This is a genomic window from Pseudoalteromonas sp. PB2-1 (assembly GCF_045040605.1).
Taxonomy (GTDB): domain Bacteria; phylum Pseudomonadota; class Gammaproteobacteria; order Enterobacterales; family Alteromonadaceae; genus Pseudoalteromonas; species Pseudoalteromonas arabiensis.
In genome coordinates this window covers 1,159,518-1,176,864 of record NZ_CP090667.1, presented here as the reverse complement: position 1 = coordinate 1,176,864, position 17,347 = coordinate 1,159,518, and the positions used below count along the sequence as shown (strand labels likewise).

The following is a 17,347-nucleotide window of genomic DNA, read 5'->3' as shown; positions in this document are numbered from 1 at the left end:
TCGTGCTCGGTTAACATAGAGTTTTATTTAGCCGAGCATTTTATGATCATTCAACACCATAGCCACGATATAGCCACCCCAACAGGGCCAATGCGCACCAGCGTTTATCGCCCAGTAGATGAAGGGAAGTTCCCTTGTATTATTTTCTATTCAGAGATTTTTCAAGAAACTGCGCCAATCGCACGCGCTGCTGCAATACTGGCAGGTCATGGTTTTGTGGTATTAGTGCCCGAAGTGTTTCATGAGTTAAACCCTATAGGTACTGTACTTGCCTACGATGATGCGGGTAAGGATAAAGGCAATGCCGACAAGTGGGCTAAACCAATTGAGAGCCACGACAGTGATACTGAAGCCTTAATTGCATTTGCACGCACTCAAGATTACTGCACAGGCCACATCGGTGCGATGGGTGTCTGTATTGGTGGTCACCTTGCATATCGCGCAGCGTTAAACTCTAATATTAAAGCCGCATTTTGTTTATATGCAACAGATATACACAGCGATACCTTAGTGGCGCAAGCAGGTAATAACTCGTTCGAACGCATGGCTGATATCAAAGGTGAAATTCACTTTGTCTGGGGTAAGCAAGACCCACATGTACCAAAAGAAGGCCGCCTTAAAATTTACCAACAAGCGGTGGCAACAGGAATTAATTACCAGTGGCAAGAAGTTAATGCCCAACACGCCTTCATGCGCGATGAAGGCGAGCGTTACGACCCTGCCCTTGCCATCAGCATGTATCAACAAGCCGTTACTTTATTTAATCGAACGCTTGTTTAAATCGCCAGCGTTGCCACTTGATTAGCGAAATAGTCCTTTAGGTAATCAAGTAAAACACGCAATTTTTTGCTTCCCGCTGCCCCAGGCGGGAACACACCATAAAGCTCAATATCTGCGGTTTTGTAATCCTCTAATACTGTTCGCAATAAGCCAGCCTTAATCCTAGGAAGTGCATCATAAACAGGGATTTTAGCTAAGCCATGTCCCGCTTCAACAAAAGCAGTGCGTGCTGCGGCATTGTTAGTACTTATGCCACCACTGACTGCTATATCAAAACGACGCTTGTCTTTTTCAAGAGTCACAATAGCGCTGCTTGGCTGGTACACGACCCAAGTATGCACTGCTAAATCAGCAATGCTCTTTGGTATGGGGTGTTTTGTAAAGTAATCAACTGAACCACATAAGCATGTTGCCATGCTTGCCAGCTTAGTCGCTTGTAAGTTTGAACTCTCAAGCGCAACCCCTCGAATAGCCAAATCATAGCCTTCTTTGATAACGTCAACCACATCATCACTCAGTTGTAAGTCTATGTCGATTTTAGGATACAAACGTTTAAACTGAGCCAGCGCGGGCACTACAAGTTGTAAGCCGACATTCACCGGACAACTCAGTTTAATTACCCCAACGGGCTCACTTTTTAAGCTCTCAAGATGCAGATTAGCTGCCTCTGCGTGCTCTGTAATGGCCTGACAACGTTCGTAATAAGCCATACCCGCCTCTGTTAGTGTCATAGTGCGGGTTGAACGATTTAATAAGGTGAGTTGCAATTGCTGCTCTAGCTTTTTTAAGTGATAACTCACCACAGCTCGCGACAAGCCTAGTTGCTGAGCCGCTTTGGTTAAGCTACCTTGCTGCACAATATGGGCAAACACCACCATACTTTTTAGTTGCTCGAACGATACTTTCATATGGATTCCTAATATGGCCTGAATAATTGTATCAATTATTAAACCAATGAAGTCAAGTTTATCTGCGTTGTTTAACTTAGTTTTCATCCCTATAGTGTTATCAACGATGTTTAAAACTCACAAAAGGATTCACTATGTCAGCTAAGAAAATTTTAATGGTACTTACTTCACACGATGAATTGGGTGATACAGGTCATAAAACAGGTTTTTGGGTAGAAGAGTTTGCAGCCCCCTACTACGCCTTTGTTGATGCTGGTGCAGATGTAACCCTTGCATCAGTAAAAGGCGGCCAACCTCCCGTCGATCCAAATAGCGCCGCACCTGACGCTGCCACAGATGCAACCAAACGCTTTGAAGAAGACAGCGCAGCAAAAACCTTGATGGCAAACACTAAACCATTGAGCGAGATAAATGCAGAGGAATTTGACGCTGTATTTTACCCAGGCGGCCATGGTCCATTGTGGGACTTAGTTGATAATCAGGACTCTATTAGTTTGATTGAACAATTTTTAAATTCAAACAAGCCTGTTGGCGCGGTATGTCATGCAAGTGCTGTATTACTCAATGCGAAAAATGCAGCAGGTAAATCAGTCGTGTTTGATAAAAAAGTTACTGGCTTTAGTAACTCTGAAGAAGATGCTGTACAGCTTACCAATGTGGTACCGTTGCTCGTAGAAGATGAGCTAATCAAACAAGGCGGTCACTACCAAAAAACCGATGACTGGGGCGTACTTGCCATTGAAGACGGTTTATTAATCACAGGACAAAACCCTGCAAGTTCAGAGCTTGCAGCGAAAAAACTGCTAACTAAACTAGGTTAAAAATCACAATTCATTATTCAGTAAACACCTTGTACGTCAAGGTGTTTACCTTCACTATTAATAAGTTATACTGATTCGGTCGAATTGATTTAAGAGCCTTCAACCATGACTGAAAAATCAGCTGCCAAACTTCCCCCTATCAGTAGCAAACGGTTTGCTATTTTGGGCATCATGTTACTTTGTGTGGTGCTGCAAATTGCCAACTCACTCCCTGGTGTAAACCTTAACGTTTTTGGCATATTACCTCGTCAAATATCTGGTGTGTCTGGCGTGTTCTTTGCCCCCTTTTTACATGGCGGCTGGGCGCATCTGGTCAGTAATTTAGTGCCTTTTGCTATTCTTGCGTGGCTGGTATGCCAATACAGCGTAAAACGTTTTTGGCTAGTCTTTACTGGCACTGCACTGCTTGGTGGGCTACTCGTTTGGTTATTCGGCCGTAGTAATATTCATGTAGGTTTGAGTGGCGTAATTTATGGTTTATGGGGTTATCTAATCTGCTATGGCATCATGCACCGCTCATTCAAAGCAATTTTAATCAGCATTGCCGTCGTTGTACTTTACAGCGGCTTGATTTGGGGAGTATTCCCGCAGCGTATTCATATCTCTTTTGAGAGCCATTTATTTGGTGCTATAAGTGGCGCGTTTATAGGTTATCTGATGGCAAAGCGTGATAAAAAATACAATAACCTATGATTAAAAAGCGCTTTCGCTTTGAAAAAGGTCGGCAACTTTCGGGCTACGACAAAATGCTATTGTGGCCAATTAAATTTGATGTTTATATATTGCGCTTTCCTGAAGGTAGCGAAGTGCCTGCGCACACTGATAAGGTAGCGGCGGGTAAACACTTTCGGCTTAACATTGTGCTCAAAAAAGCGCGAACTGGTGGCGAGTTTATTTGTGCACAACCAATTTACGAAAGTGCTCGCATCAAATTATTTCGGCCCGATGTCTGTGAACATCAAGTCACTAAAGTCATTTCTGGTAACCGATATCTACTTAGTATTGGCTGGATCAAAAACAATTAACTACGCAGTGCCATTGTGATCATCACAACACCATGGTCGGTGCTTTGGTCATCATAAGCAAACTGTGGGTTGATCAAGTGCTGATCATAGGTGTGATAATCAACGACTTCAAAAAAACTGCTGTGAAACCCTGCATCAAATTCCCTTGAAAGCAAAATATAGTCAAACACTGAACTACTACTGCCAAAGTAATGGGTTGCCTCTCTGTCGCTTTCGGTCACTACATGACGCTGATAAAGCTGCCAACTATCCTGTAAGGTAAAATGTGAGCGATACGCACTATTTTGACGATTTTCAGTAAGCCGTGAATTATCGGCAATTAAATGATTGAGTACACCGTCATGCAACTCATTATTAAAATCCCCCATCACAATAACAGGGTTATTTGTTTGCGCTCTGCGATTGATGACTTCTATCAAAAATAGTGCAGCTTCACTGCCACGCTGTATGCTTGATGCCCAGCGCCCTGCTACCTGATCTTTTAACTGCTTAAGTAAGTTTTGTTGCTCAGTGCTGGTGTCATCGTATTCGTTATCAATCATGCTACGCTTTGATTTAAAGTGCAGTACATAGCAATCAACAATGCCAATATGTGGCACATCTATCGTAGCGCGAACAATATCACGACTAAAACGAAACCCTTTGAGCCCCATTTGCGCTGCGTAATCTGTGTCATACTCCACCTTGGCAACAGCCACTATTTTAAAGCGTGAAGCAATCGCAACAACAGGATCACGATATATAAACTCATCAATAATAGTGGGTTCATCAACGACAGCAAAATAAGGATAACCTTGTTCGCTTACTTGCTGTTTTAGAGCATCAATACTAAACACTTCTTGGAAACCAATGATATCAGGCTGTTGGTTTTCAAGATAATCGGCTAACCAGCGCTGTTTTTTTGCCCATTGCTGTGCACTATAAATACGCTGGAAATCATAAAATGCATTCGGTGGCGCTAAATAATTATAAAGGTTAAATGTCGCCACCTTTATTTGATTATGCTTTATCACAGGCCACCTTATTCATGTAACCATTCACGTGCAATGCTCGCATCCTCAAAATACTTCACTTCACCACTGGTAAACCAATTACCCACCTTGCTAGCCACTTGTTGCCATTTCGCATTTCCTAATAAAGCAATGCGGCAAAACGCCTTGTTATGCTTAAGCCCCAGCTTTAAATCATCCCATGCTGCTTGAAGCTCCCATCCCTCTAACTCTGTAATATCAACATAAGCTCTGATTTTTGCGTGAGGAACTGACGCTAGTGCATTTTCAATTAAGGGAGTGAGTTTTGTATAGTCATCATGAGTGAGTTTTCCAACGACTTTAAAAGTTAAATAAAACGTACTGCCAACGCGCTCTAAACCAATTGCTAAACCGTGTTTTTTCATACCATCCTCCTTAATATTTATAATTTGATTACTCTACTTCCCTTGCTCACGTTGATCAACTAGGATGGTAGTCTCGTAGTGACATTCACAAAAGCACAAATAAAGGAGTTTCAATGAGTAATAACGACAGTTATACGCCGCCTAAAGTGTGGCAGTGGGATGCCGAAAATGGTGGCGAATGGGCTAAGACAAATCGCCCAATTTCAGGTGCTACCCACCAGCAGGATCTACCTGTGGGTGAGCATGCATTACAACTCTATTCACTTGCTACACCAAACGGTCAAAAAGTCACTATTATGCTTGAAGAGCTACTTGAGCTTGGCATCAATGACGCTGACTATGATGCGTTTTTGATCAAAATTGCTGATGGTGACCAGTTCTCGTCGGGTTTTGTTAGCGTAAACCCTAACTCAAAGATCCCCGCATTGATGGATCACAGCACCAAGCCTGTTACCCGTGTTTTTGAATCGGGTGCGATTTTACAGTACTTGGCCGAAAAATTTGATGCACTCATTCCAAGCGACCACACAAGTAAAACCGAGTGTCGCAACTGGCTATTTTGGCAAATGGGGTCTGCGCCCTATTTAGGTGGTGGTTTTGGCCACTTTTATAGTTATGCACCGTTTAAAATGCAGTATCCAATAGACCGCTTTACTATGGAAGTTAAACGCCAACTCGACGTACTCAACCGCCATTTAAGCGATCATGACTACATGGCAGGCAGTGAGTATTCAATTGCTGATATTGCAATTTGGCCTTGGTACGGAAGCCTTGTACTTGGCTATTTATATGACGCAGCAGAGTTTTTAGATGTTGAGTCTTATACCCATGTTGTGCGCTGGGCAAAACAAGTTGAACGCCGCCCTGCAGTGCAACGTGGTCGCCGTGTTAATCGTATTTGGGGTGATGAAGCAGAGCAACTTGCCGAGCGACACAGCAAAAACGACTTTTAACCATCGGGCTGCCATGCAGCCCATTGCAATAACGGATCCTCTCCTGAACTATAAAACATGAAAAAGCTCAGTAAAGAAGACATCTACCAACGCCTTAGTAACACCGAAGATGCGCGCGCATGTAAAGCCATAGATGAAGCGGCCTGCAAGGTCGTGCCAGGTAACTTTATCACCCTTTTAGTGAGTCAGTTATTTAGCAAGTTTGCTGATGCCCTTTTAAATCCTAAAGTGACGCTTCCTTGGTTATTACAAAGTATTAATGTGCCTAGTAGCTTTATAGCGTGGCTTGTGCCAATACGTGAGTCGGGTTCTATGCTACCGCAGCTTGCTATTGCTCACTTAATTCGCCAGCTTGCGGTTAGAAAATGGGTGTGGGTGGTTGGGGCTATCATTCAAGCAGTATGTATTATCGCTATCCTTATTTGTGCCCTCACCTTACAAGGTACGAGTGCAGGCTTTGCGATTATAGGTATTTTGATTATCTTTAGCCTTGCCCGCGGTTTTAATTCAATTGCAGCAAAAGATGTGTTGGGTAAGGTTATTCCGAAACAGCAACGTGGAAGCATTAGTGGTTTTGCAGCCAGTTTTGCAGGCTTTGCAACGCTCACCTTTGGCCTTGGATTATGGTATTTACAGCATTTGGGTTATGACAATGGCGTTTATGTTGCTCTCATATTAGCTGCGCTCATGTGGCTTTTTGCAGCACTGAGTTACAGCCGAATAAAAGAATATAAAGGGGCAACTGAAGGCGCTGAAAACGGCTTATTGCATGCTCTAAAAAAGTTAAAACTTCTCTATCAAGATAAACAATTTGCCCACTTTATTATTACCCGTGCATTGTTACTTTGCTCAGCTTTAAGCGCCCCCTTTTATATTGTACTTGCCAGTGAACAAGCCTTTGATTTTTCACTACTAGCCACGTTTATGGCTCTTTCTGGCCTTGCTAGTCTCGTTTCAGCGCCAATTTGGGGGAGATTAAGCGACTTATCGAGTCGCCGAGTGCTCGTTTTCGCAGCGATACTTGTCACACTTAACGGTTTAGCCGTGTATTTAGTTGCGTATTTTAGTCCCGCAACACTTAATGAGTTTTGGTTACTACCGCTGTGTTATTTTTTACTCACAGTTGCCCATCAGGGCGTTCGGCTCGGCCGAAAAACCTACTTAGTTGATATGGCTGAAGGGAATAAACGTACTGATTATGTGTCAGTTAGTAATACTGTGATAGGGCTAATACTGTTGCTATTGGGGAGTGTAGGCTTGCTAAATAGCTATTTAAGCACCGCTGAGCTGATCTTATTTTATAGTGTGCTTGGATTTGCTGGTGCAGTAAGTGCTTGGTTTTTAAAAGATACCTAGACCAAATTATTAAAAAAGCGCATAATTACACTGATTTAATTCCAAAAAGGACTTACCATGAAAAAGAGAGTATTTGCACTTTTTACACTACTGACTTTGTCCGCATGTAGCACGAGTGTACCTATTCGTAACTTTGACTCTAACCCCGTACCTACAGTTGCCAATAAAAGCCATGACCTTAAAAGTATCGAGAACGATATACTCAAGGCATGTATGAAGCTTGGATGGACATGTCGTGCAAATCAAGAAGGTAAGGTTTTAGGCACATTAGATATTCGAAAGCACCAATTACGAGTTGAAATTAGCTTTAATGAAAAAGAATATTCTATTGATTACAAAGACTCTATCAACCTAGATTACGATGGTAAGAAGATTCACCGTCAATACATCAACTGGGTAACAAACTTGATGCGTAATATTGATGCTGAATTAGCATATCAATAAAAAAGGCGACTTAGGTCGCCCTTTCTTTATGCATTTACTTGTTCAACATAACATTCATAATCATCCCTTCGCTCACAGAAAAACATTCGTTTAAAACGAACAAACGGCTCGATAAATAGCATTATTATTTTTTTTTATACTTTTTTATACTGAGAACAACTTCCTAATTTGCAGGTGTAATGATGAAAAAAGTACTTGTTTTAAATTCTTCACTCAATGGTGAAAACGGTAACTCAACTAAATTAACAAACACATTTGTAAGTCAACTGACTGAACAAGACCAAGTAGCGATCACCGTGCGCGACTTAAGCAGCGACGCTATTGATCACCTTACGCAAACAGAAATGGCTGCATGGATGACTGATGTAAACGAGCGCAGCGATGAGCAAAAAGCACTTGCAGCAATCTCTGACGAGTTAATTGGCGAACTTAACGACAACGATCTTATCGTTATCGGTATGCCAATGTATAACTTTGGTATTCCATCAACGTTTAAAACATGGATTGACCGTATTGCACGTGCTGGTATTACGTTTAAATACACTGAACAAGGCGCAGTAGGTTTGCTTGAAAACAAAAAAGTTGTGGTACTGGCTGCCCGCGGTGGTGTGTACCAAGGTAGTGATATCGACACTCAAACTAAATACTTAAAAGATGTGCTTGGTTTTGTTGGTATGACTGATGTTGACTTTATTTATGCAGAAGGCTTAGCAATGCCAGGCGCAGAACAAAGCTTAGAAGCTGCACAAGAGAATATTAAAAAATTCGTTGCGGCGTTATAAAACGCAACGATTAGAGCGGTCATTCTGGCCGCTTCTTTTTACATAAAACACCTCAGATATAAAGTAATCTAAACCTCTACTCTCTTCGTATTGCTGCATACATAATTAACACAGACAGATAGCAATGCTTAACGCAGTAAAACAAGCAATCAATATTGTTTGGTTCAAACGAGATTTGCGACTTTCAGATCATCAGCCTCTGGCAGAAGCTGCTGCTTCATCTAATCCGTGTCTGTTATTATTTAATTTCGAACCTTTATTACTAAATGACCCTCATTACAGTCATCGTCATTGGCGATTTGTATATCAATCGCTTTGTGACCTAAATGCGCAGTTAAAAAAACAAGATGCTGAAATTGCGATTTATAATCAAGATATGCTCTCTGTGTTTGAATCGCTAGAAAAAGAGTTTGATATTAGAGCCGTTTTTAGCCACCAAGAAATCGGCCTCAAAAATACCTTCGAGCGTGATAAAGCAATAAAAAATTGGCTTTTCACTAAATCTATTCCATGGCATGAAACCCCGCTTGGTGCTGTTATAAGAGCGCGACCAAAACAATTTGATTGGCAAGCTCATTGGCACAGCGTGATGAATCAACCGCTTGTAACGCCAGATTGGCATAACTTTAAAGCCGTTCTACCTGAAAATTATCAAGTTGCTAAATACACTGAGTGCTTATCAGAGCAGGATGAACAGTTTCAATATGGCGGCCCTCATGCTGCCAGAGCCTGTTTACAAAGCTTTATTGAACAGCGTGCTAAGGGCTATCAAAGCGGTATCTCAAGCCCATCAAAAAGTAGAGAGACTTGCTCTCGGCTTTCACCCTATTTAGCTTGGGGAAACCTAAGCCTTCGGCAAGTTTATCAAACCCTAAAGTACTATTTCACAAGGCAGCCCCTAAGCTGGCGTCGCTCATTACATGCGTTTGAATCAAGGCTGCATTGGCATTGCCACTTTATGCAAAAGTTTGAAAGCCAATGCAGTATGGAGTTTCTACCTCAAAACCCTGCTTACCTGCATTATCCTTATCGAGATGATGAACTTGTTACAGAGCACTTAAAACGCTTTGAACAAGGTCAAACTGGTATCCCTATTATCGATGCATGTATGCGCTGCTTGGCAGCAACTGGCTATATAAACTTTCGAATGCGTGCCATGTTAGTGAGTTTTATGACCCATCATATGAACATTCATTGGCACCCTGTCAGTTTAATTCTATCGCGTTATTTTTTAGACTTTGAACCTGGAATTCATTACCCACAAATCCAAATGCAGGCGTCAGTTACAGGGACCAACACCATTCGCTTATATAATCCAATAAAGCAATCTGAAGACAAAGACGCAGAGGGGATGTTTATTAAAACCTGGTGTCCTGAACTTAAAGACTTACCCATAGAAGATCTTCATCAGCCATGGCTACAACCACCGATGGAAGCCCTCTTTAATGACTTTAAACTCGGCGAAGACTACCCAGAGCCCATGGTCGATTTAGAGCAAGCAGCAAAACAAGCTCGGGACCGATTATGGTCTTTTAGAGAACGCGATGATGTGAAACAGGGTACAAAAGTTGTGCTTCAAAAACATGTTAAAAGTCTTAAAAGGCAACGCCATGGCTCATAAAAAGCTTAATTTACCGAGCAAAATTTGCTCTGTCTGTAAGCGGCCTTTTATATGGCGTAAAAAATGGCAGCGAGATTGGGAAAATGTAAAATATTGTTCAGAGCGCTGCAAGCGTGAAGCTAAGCGAAAAATTGGCGTTTAAGTTGCAACTTCTTTAGCAAATCATACTTTTCGGCCTAATACTCTGAAATCATTTCACACTAGCCGAAATTATTTACAAAGGAGATGACGATGACGATTAAAAAAACGGCTCACACAAGTTGGTCTGGCGATATCAAATCAGGCAAGGGTAAAATCAGTACACAAAGTGGCGCGTTAGATAACCAACCTTTTGGTTTCAACACTCGCTTTGAAGACAAGCCTGGCACCAACCCCGAAGAACTCATTGCTGCGGCACATAGCAGTTGCTTTAGCATGGCATTATCACTGGCGTTAACCGACGCTGATTTTGTAGCTGATGATATTACAACCAAAGCAACTGTTAGCCTTGACGAAGTAGATGATGGCTTTGAAGTAAGCCACATTGCACTTGATGTTAGTGCCAAAATTAAAGGTATCTCAGAGGAAAAATTTAACCAGTTGTGCCAGCAAACCAAACAAGGTTGCCCTATTTCTAAACTAATGAATGCAGAAATATCGCTAACAACACAGCTTAACTAAAATAAAGCTTAACTAAAATGAAATAGCCACCTTCTAAGCAAGGTGGCTTTTGTTAATAAAACACTTCATAAAACCTCGACTACGATTTGTTGTGTTTTTTTTATATCTCTTTCGAAATTAACTCTATTCGTATACTTCTAACACTTTATTACAATGCATTAACCAACTTGTTGTACTATGTACCTGAAAGTCAAAGTACCTGAAAATCAAAATACAACAAGGATATGTATGTTTAAACAACTAGCCCCCATTGCACTTGCAACACTCGCCTATTCAAACTGCTCAATAGCAACAGAGCAACAAGTGGGTAAGCAGTGGTTCAACAGTATTGATTACACTTACCTCGAGCATGACGATTATAACTCTGACGGCTACCAATTAGTAAGCCATTACTACTTTGAGGAGCAGCAAAACTCTGGAGTACTCGATGATTATGGCTACCTCGATACAGACTCAAACATCCGAGTAAATTACTTTAATACTGATAGCACTGATTATCTTGGCATGTTTGGTGAGGGGTATTACAAAAACTGGTTTGTTACAGGTGAAATTTACGATATTGATGATGCGGATAACTATACAGTAGGTGTAGGCTACTTATTTGCCGATGCATTAAAAGTCTCTGTAAATAAAAATGAGCGTGAGTATGGTGATGACTATTGGCGTCTGAAAGCCCAGTATAACCACCAAATCAATGAGAAAGATTACCTAGGCTTTACAGCTGAAACAGATGATGAACTCGACTATTGGAACATCTCTGCCAGATACTTTAATCATTTAAGCGGCAGTCAATACATTACTGTTGATGTCGGTCACCAAGACAGTGTTTATGACTCTGCAAGCAATGCCATGTTAAGCTACTATTTTGGTAATCACTATGCCATAGGTGCAGGTATAGATGATTCTGAGTTAGTTTTACAAGGTAAGTACTTTTTTAACGACCAATACTATGTAACTGCTAATTACACTGAAAGAGGCTCTGGAGAGCTTTATAATCTTAGGTTTGTTGCTCAGTTCTAGTCAAAACTCTAAATGAAAACGCCACTTAAAAAAGTGGCGTTTTACGTTTTAAACATTGCGATTACATATTACCAAGCTGCATCATCATCGCTGTATACATTTTTAAGTTAAGCGCAAGCTGCTCTTCGGTGATAAACTCATGCTCTGAGTGGCCAGTGTATTTTTTACCAGGCATTGATGGGCCAAACGAAACCGCATTATCAAATAGCTTTGCATTTGTGCCGCCACCGATTGACACAAACCCTGCGTCTTGGTCACCGCTAAAGTGCTTGAAGATATCTAGGAGTGCTTGTGCATGCGGAGCGCCATCTAACAACATTGGTGTGCCAATCACGATATCCGTGTCTTTTAAAGTCACCTCATTACGTGACTGCCATTTACTCAATGCTTCATTAATTTGCTGCTTGAGCACAGCTTCTTCTTTACCAACGGGGCGACGCATATTAACAGACAATTTAATATCATTACCTTGGCGAGTAAGCACTGTTGGCGACACTGTCATTGGCCCCATAAAATCATGCTCGTAACCAATATCACCAAATTGTGCGCCATATAAATCAAGGCCAATCAACTGGTTAATAAACTCAATTGCTTGACCATCACTGTTATTCTCAAGATCAATCCCTTTAAATACCTCAGCTAAGTGTGCAATGGCATTTTCACCTGACTCAGGCTCAGAGGAATGTGCAGAGGTACCCTTAACTTGCACTAATAAACCGTCAGTTTGCTCTTTAATCGCTACTTTGACGTTTTTAAGTTTCGCTACATTGTCGTGTAATTTAGCCACTGTTGCCGCGTCTGCATTATGTACGAGTACACTCGCATCTTCAGGGATTTGACTAACAAAGGCCCCCCCTTTTAAATCACTCACATATAAACCTGTTTGCGCTGAGGTCGCTGAGAAAGTCGGCGCAATTAAGCTCCAGCCTTTTTCAGCTACAACCACTGGGTATGACGCATCAATGGTTACAGCATATTTTGGCTGCTGGTAAGTTTTCATAAACTCTTGTAATGGTGCCCAGTCAGACTCTTCTGCAAGGTAAACCATAAGCTCAATACGGTTATTTAAAGTAATACCGTTATCTTTAATCGCCTTCATCGCGTGAAGCGCAGTCGCAATCGCTCCTTTATCGTCTTCGGTACCGCGGGCGATGAGCTTGCCAGGCTCTGAGGTTTTGTCCATTTTAAATGGACTTTGCTGCCATTTACTGGCATCTGCAGGTTGTACATCTCCATGAGTGACAATCGTTACTTTGTCGTTTTGATCACCCATACCAATCAGGACGGTGTAACCTAAATCTTGATAGTCAAAACCAAACTGCGCCGCTTTCATTTTTAAAAACGACTTAAAACCAATAAAGTCTGGGTTATCTGGTGTTGCAAGGCCTTCTTTGTTTACCGTAGGGTAAGAGACTAAATTTCCAAGGGTATGTATTTGCGCTTGTTGATACTGTTCTACCGCATAATTTGCCAGCTTTTCACTTTGCTCAGACACAGCTGCCTGACTAGAAAATGCACTTAATAAAAGTGCAGCAAGTAATGAATGTTTCAAGATAAGCTCCAGAGTTTTAAAGGTTTTTAGAGAGTACGTTTTAATTGTAACGGTTATAGCTCTGACATGAAATCTCTTATTTAAGCAAAAAGTGTCGGCTTAAAATTAATTACAAGGTACAATGTCGACTCACCCCATTTTATTGTTTGTTGACCCCATGAATCGTAGAAAAAAGATCTTCACTAAACTTAAACAAAAAGATAAACGCGCCAATGAGAAACTGCATAAAAGCAACAAACCTGCTTATGTGTCAAAAGCAGAGCGCGAAAAGCGAGCACAGCAAGAAGCTGAACAAGAAAGTTAAAAAGTTATCGTCGGCGCGATTTTACATCGCGCAATATGCGAAATTCCCCATATTATCCGTAGGCGTCACGCTTGCTTGGCGCGTTTTAAAAGCCACGCAAAACATAAACCTTCGCGCGAAATAAATTTCACGCTTACTTTTCACACTCATTCACAAAAAGAGCTTCACATAGTTCCGATTTTTGAGTAATTTAAAATTAATAAAATAACAACAATAAGATACAAGGGAATGAAACGTTTATTGCTGCTTAGCTGTGCGCTTTTATTAAGTGCATGCGCATCTAAAGTTACCAATATTAAAGAAGACCGAGACACGCTATCTAAAGCCGATGAAGGTTATCTACTGATTGGTATAGAAACTAACCGTAGTTTAAAAGCCATTTATATTGATGGTCCAAAGTCAATAGTTCTTACAGCTAAGGATATTCGTAGTGGTAGTAATTATATTTTAGCCAATCTACCACTGGGTGATTACACCATCACTCGGTTAAACTTAAACCGATATTCCTATCTTGAATTTGATAACGATGAAGAAAGTTGGCAATTCACTCTTTCTGCTAAAAAAATTAATTATGTAGGTCATTTAGATATTTCTACGATAGGTTTTTGGTATACTCGCTCTCACATTGTTTTAGAGAACAGAAGCTCTGAAGCACTGCAATACATGGAACAAACCTACCCTTCTATTTTATCTGGTCGTTCGCTAAATTATGGTGGCCCAGGAGAAGACTCCTTCTTTGATTATTTAGAGCAAACATTTTCGCAGCAGGAAGCAAAATAATGAAAAAGCTACTTATCTTATTATTTTTTATCTTTCCTTTGCATGCTGAAATGTTATCAAGTAAAGACTTAATGTATTCGCCCGATCAAAGCCAAGTTATGATCTCGCCCAGTGGCCGATGGATCAGCTTTTTAGAAGCGCAAGAAGATAGAACCAAAACCCTCAACATCATCGATATGAAAACGATGGAAATGTACTATGCAGTTAAACTCAAGGAAAAGGATAATTTTTATAATTATGAATGGCTGAGTAATGACGACATCTTCGTACGTGTGAATGGTGAGTATAACTCAAACTATAGCGCAGTAATCAATGTCACAGAAAGTGAAGAAAAGCCAAAGTTCGAACAGCACAGAGTAACAACCAAAGGATACATAGTCGATAGGTTATCAAACGATTCTGAACACATTTTATTCGCCAAACCAGGTAAAAAGAATACGTTTCTTTATAAGGTACCTCTGGATATTTTATACGAAGATAACCTAAGCTCTTTCTCCCCCATTGAGAAAGGTTTAAAAGGCGCTAGCAACTATTTTTTTGACGAGCATAAGCAGCAATTATTCACTGCTCAATTTGATATTGACGAAAAAAGCTTACAGTTCTTCTATAAGGTTATTGGTAATGAGAAGTGGATACCCCTTTTTACACTCACCGACGCAGATTATCAGTTTTTACCTATTGGATTCACTGACCAAAATCACCTAGCCGTCATTACCAACAAAAATACAGATAAGAGCCAAGTAAGCCTCTTTAATATCAACACGCAAGAAATCACCGACACTCTTTATCAACATCCCAAATATGACATTCAGTCAGCAGAACTTGGTGATAATGGCACATTAATCGCCGCCTCGTATATCAAACATGGTAAATATACGACTGACTATTTTGTAGATACATATAAACAGTTACATAGTAAAGTTGCTGAAGCTTTAGGAGATGAGCAATTCTTCTGGGTAAATAGCTCATTAGACGGAAAAATTCATATTCTTTACAACCATTCCTCAACGATTCCAGGTAAGTACTTTTTATACAGAGCTGAAGCTAACCAAATTGAATTATTATTCTCTACCGATAAAAATAAAGACGCAACGTACGCTAAAACATCGTTTTTTAACTTTAAAGCTTTTGATGGGACTAACCTTGAAGGTTATTTAACCAAACCTATAAACAACGACAAGCAAGTACTATTAGTGATGCCCCATGGTGGCCCGATTGGTATTCGTGAAAGTGATGAATTTAACCCTGAAGTACAATACCTTGCCTCTCGTGGCTTTACCATTTTACGTGTTAATTTCAGAGGCTCAGCGGGGTTTGGTAAAGAGTTTTTAGAAAGCGGTGTTGGTCAATTTGGTAATCTCATTGAACAAGACATTTCTGCCGCAGTAGCACATATTCGTTCACAACATAGCTTTAAACATATCTGCTCTATTGGCGCAAGCTATGGCGGTTACTCTGCGGTTATGTTAGCAATTAAACACCCTGATATTTATGAATGCGTGATTGCAAGTTTTGGTATTTATGACTTACCTCTACTCTATAACGCAAGTAATATCGCCTTAACTAAAGATTATCAAGAGCTTATAAAGCGTACGGTTGGTGAATATAGCCAAGATTTAAAAGATATTTCGCCCGTATATCAGGCTACATCTTTAAAAGCCCCAGTGCTTATTATCGCTGGCAAACAAGATGAAATATCTGGCTTTGAGCAAAGTAACCGCTTTTACTATGTTTTAAAACGTTTAGGCCATGATGTAGAAAAAGCGTTTTTCGAAGGCTCTAGGCATGGTCATCAGAATTGGTATTACGATCAAATAGAAGCAGCCTTAGCCAACGACTTTATTGAGAGAAAACTCAAGCTTAACAGTGCATTGACTCACTATAGAGAATCAGAGAAAAAAACAGTTCAACATGATGCAATATTGTTAGCTGATACTTTTGACAGTAAAGCAATAGAGACTGATCGTAAAAAAGATAGCTTTAAATACTACCAATTGGCAGCCAACTTAGATCATGATCGAGCAATATTCAATGTCGGTAGTTATTATCATCGTGGTGATGATAGACTGGTCGATATTAAAAAAGCTATTGAGTATTACAGCCGCTCGGCGGATTTAGGCTATGTAAATGCTAAAGAAAGACTAAGTTTTATTTATTCTTACAGCTTACTTGTGGAGCCTGACTTTAAAAAGGCTCAAAAGTACTCTCAAGAGCTTTATGATAAAGAACAAACAGTTAAGAACGCATTTAACTTAGCAGTCGTCTATTGCATTGCTGATAATAAGTTTAGAAATACAGAAAAATGTCTTAGTTTAATTGAAGAGTATGCTGAAAAAATTGACAGTAACTCACAGGGAGATATTAGAGAGCAGATAGCCCTGCTAATGCTGGAAGGTCAATATTCAGCTCAAGAACTGGAAAGAATTCAGAAAGTAATTGAAAAACTGTATGGGCTTGATTATCCAAATACAATATTGGAGTTAGAACGGACTGGGTTATTTAAACTAGTTTTATCTGAAAAATTTAATGGCCGTTCTAGTATTGAACAACTCAATAAGGATACGGAATTTTCATATACACTGAACGAAAAACAGCGCTTTGGAATTCAGTTTTCAATGAACCGTGAAGGTATTGATAACCGAAAAGATCGCTTGGTTGTATTTACAAAATGGCACTTCAAACCAAACTCTTCTGAAGAAAATGACTATGTGTATTACCAAACTTTATGGGGCAACCCTCTTGATGAATGGTCTACTTACCGCACTTTAGATGAAACATCGACTCCAGGTACTTGGACATTAGATGTGATGGGCGCAAACCAACAATTGCTATATCAAAACACCTTTAAAGTGACGGCTATCAACTAAACTCAAAATGCGCAATTTCAATCAGGTAGGTACTTTTAAGTGATGGCACACTGGCCTCACTTCTGAAAAGCATTAACG

General features: G+C 40.4%; 19 protein-coding genes. 15 read left to right on the top strand and 4 right to left on the bottom strand.

Features of this window, described 5'->3' with window-relative positions:
- Positions 1–42: 42 nt before the first annotated feature.
- On the top strand, positions 43–780 hold the full coding sequence (locus L0Z67_RS05410) for a dienelactone hydrolase family protein (protein ID WP_237127673.1): 738 nt from the start codon (positions 43–45) through the stop codon (positions 778–780).
- Here L0Z67_RS05410 and L0Z67_RS05405 read toward each other — a convergent pair.
- The gene (locus L0Z67_RS05405; RefSeq protein ID WP_062570473.1) at positions 777–1,688 is read right to left on the bottom strand and encodes a LysR family transcriptional regulator; all 912 of its coding nucleotides are present in this window, start codon (positions 1,686–1,688) and stop codon (positions 777–779) included. The genes L0Z67_RS05410 and L0Z67_RS05405 overlap by 4 nt on opposite strands.
- A 134-nt stretch (positions 1,689–1,822) precedes the next feature.
- Here L0Z67_RS05405 and L0Z67_RS05400 point away from each other — a divergent pair, with 134 nt between their 5' ends.
- From L0Z67_RS05400 to L0Z67_RS05390, 3 genes are all read left to right on the top strand, one after another.
- The gene (locus L0Z67_RS05400; RefSeq protein WP_193988546.1) at positions 1,823–2,509 is read left to right on the top strand and encodes a type 1 glutamine amidotransferase domain-containing protein; all 687 of its coding nucleotides are present in this window, start codon (positions 1,823–1,825) and stop codon (positions 2,507–2,509) included.
- Positions 2,510–2,614: 105 nt separating this feature from the next.
- A complete protein-coding gene (locus tag L0Z67_RS05395) occupies positions 2,615–3,202 on the top strand; it encodes a rhomboid family intramembrane serine protease (protein ID WP_237127674.1) in 588 nt (195 codons plus the stop codon).
- Positions 3,199–3,534, top strand: coding sequence for a 2OG-Fe(II) oxygenase (locus L0Z67_RS05390; RefSeq protein WP_237127675.1), 336 nt, complete (start codon positions 3,199–3,201; stop codon positions 3,532–3,534). Before L0Z67_RS05395 ends, L0Z67_RS05390 begins: the two co-directional genes overlap by 4 nt.
- On the opposite strand, the gene L0Z67_RS05385 is transcribed toward L0Z67_RS05390, so the two are convergent.
- Positions 3,531–4,547: an endonuclease/exonuclease/phosphatase family protein gene (locus L0Z67_RS05385; RefSeq protein WP_237127676.1), complete on the bottom strand. Its 1,017-nt coding sequence runs from the start codon at positions 4,545–4,547 to the stop codon at positions 3,531–3,533. The genes L0Z67_RS05390 and L0Z67_RS05385 overlap by 4 nt on opposite strands.
- Before the next feature lie 8 nt (positions 4,548–4,555).
- Entirely contained in the window at positions 4,556–4,930 is a 375-nt protein-coding gene (locus L0Z67_RS05380; RefSeq protein ID WP_062570468.1) for an STAS/SEC14 domain-containing protein, read from the bottom strand.
- 113 nt (positions 4,931–5,043) lie between these two features.
- Between L0Z67_RS05380 and yghU the strand changes: the two genes are divergently transcribed.
- The 8 genes from yghU to L0Z67_RS05340 all read left to right on the top strand — a co-directional run bounded on the left by yghU (position 5,044) and on the right by L0Z67_RS05340 (position 11,766).
- A complete protein-coding gene (yghU, locus tag L0Z67_RS05375) occupies positions 5,044–5,883 on the top strand; it encodes a glutathione-dependent disulfide-bond oxidoreductase (RefSeq protein ID WP_062570467.1) in 840 nt (279 codons plus the stop codon).
- Between the two features lie 57 nt (positions 5,884–5,940).
- Complete coding sequence (locus L0Z67_RS05370; protein ID WP_237127677.1) at positions 5,941–7,239, top strand: MFS transporter; 1,299 nt, start codon at positions 5,941–5,943, stop codon at positions 7,237–7,239.
- Between the two features lie 57 nt (positions 7,240–7,296).
- On the top strand, positions 7,297–7,683 hold the full coding sequence (locus L0Z67_RS05365; protein WP_062570465.1) for a hypothetical protein: 387 nt from the start codon (positions 7,297–7,299) through the stop codon (positions 7,681–7,683).
- Positions 7,684–7,865: 182 nt separating this feature from the next.
- The gene (locus L0Z67_RS05360; protein WP_237115240.1) at positions 7,866–8,465 is read left to right on the top strand and encodes an FMN-dependent NADH-azoreductase; all 600 of its coding nucleotides are present in this window, start codon (positions 7,866–7,868) and stop codon (positions 8,463–8,465) included.
- 124 nt (positions 8,466–8,589) lie between these two features.
- Positions 8,590–10,086 (top strand): cryptochrome/deoxyribodipyrimidine photo-lyase family protein, encoded by a 1,497-nt coding sequence (locus tag L0Z67_RS05355; RefSeq protein WP_237127678.1) that lies wholly within the window; start codon positions 8,590–8,592, stop codon positions 10,084–10,086.
- Positions 10,076–10,228 (top strand): DUF2256 domain-containing protein, encoded by a 153-nt coding sequence (locus L0Z67_RS05350; RefSeq protein WP_237127679.1) that lies wholly within the window; start codon positions 10,076–10,078, stop codon positions 10,226–10,228. The genes L0Z67_RS05355 and L0Z67_RS05350 overlap by 11 nt, the downstream gene beginning before the upstream one ends.
- Positions 10,229–10,317: 89 nt before the next feature.
- On the top strand, positions 10,318–10,746 hold the full coding sequence (locus L0Z67_RS05345) for an OsmC family protein (RefSeq protein WP_062570462.1): 429 nt from the start codon (positions 10,318–10,320) through the stop codon (positions 10,744–10,746).
- Between the two features lie 228 nt (positions 10,747–10,974).
- Positions 10,975–11,766, top strand: a complete 792-nt coding sequence (locus tag L0Z67_RS05340; protein ID WP_062570461.1) for a putative porin — start codon at positions 10,975–10,977, stop codon at positions 11,764–11,766.
- Between the two features lie 61 nt (positions 11,767–11,827).
- On the opposite strand, the gene L0Z67_RS05335 is transcribed toward L0Z67_RS05340, so the two are convergent.
- Positions 11,828–13,318, bottom strand: a complete 1,491-nt coding sequence (locus L0Z67_RS05335; protein WP_062570460.1) for a dipeptidase — start codon at positions 13,316–13,318, stop codon at positions 11,828–11,830.
- A 157-nt stretch (positions 13,319–13,475) separates the two neighbouring features.
- On the opposite strand from L0Z67_RS05335, the gene L0Z67_RS05330 reads away from it, so the two are divergent.
- The 3 genes from L0Z67_RS05330 to L0Z67_RS05320 all read left to right on the top strand — a co-directional run bounded on the left by L0Z67_RS05330 (position 13,476) and on the right by L0Z67_RS05320 (position 17,269).
- Entirely contained in the window at positions 13,476–13,622 is a 147-nt protein-coding gene (locus L0Z67_RS05330) for a DUF2986 domain-containing protein (protein WP_083515370.1), read from the top strand.
- Positions 13,623–13,850: 228 nt separating this feature from the next.
- Positions 13,851–14,402 carry a hypothetical protein gene (locus L0Z67_RS05325; RefSeq protein WP_237127680.1) on the top strand — a complete coding sequence of 184 codons (552 nt, stop codon included), beginning with the start codon at positions 13,851–13,853 and terminating at the stop codon, positions 14,400–14,402.
- Positions 14,402–17,269 (top strand): prolyl oligopeptidase family serine peptidase, encoded by a 2,868-nt coding sequence (locus tag L0Z67_RS05320; RefSeq protein ID WP_237127681.1) that lies wholly within the window; start codon positions 14,402–14,404, stop codon positions 17,267–17,269. The genes L0Z67_RS05325 and L0Z67_RS05320 overlap by 1 nt, the downstream gene beginning before the upstream one ends.
- The last annotated feature ends 78 nt before the right edge of the window (positions 17,270–17,347 follow it).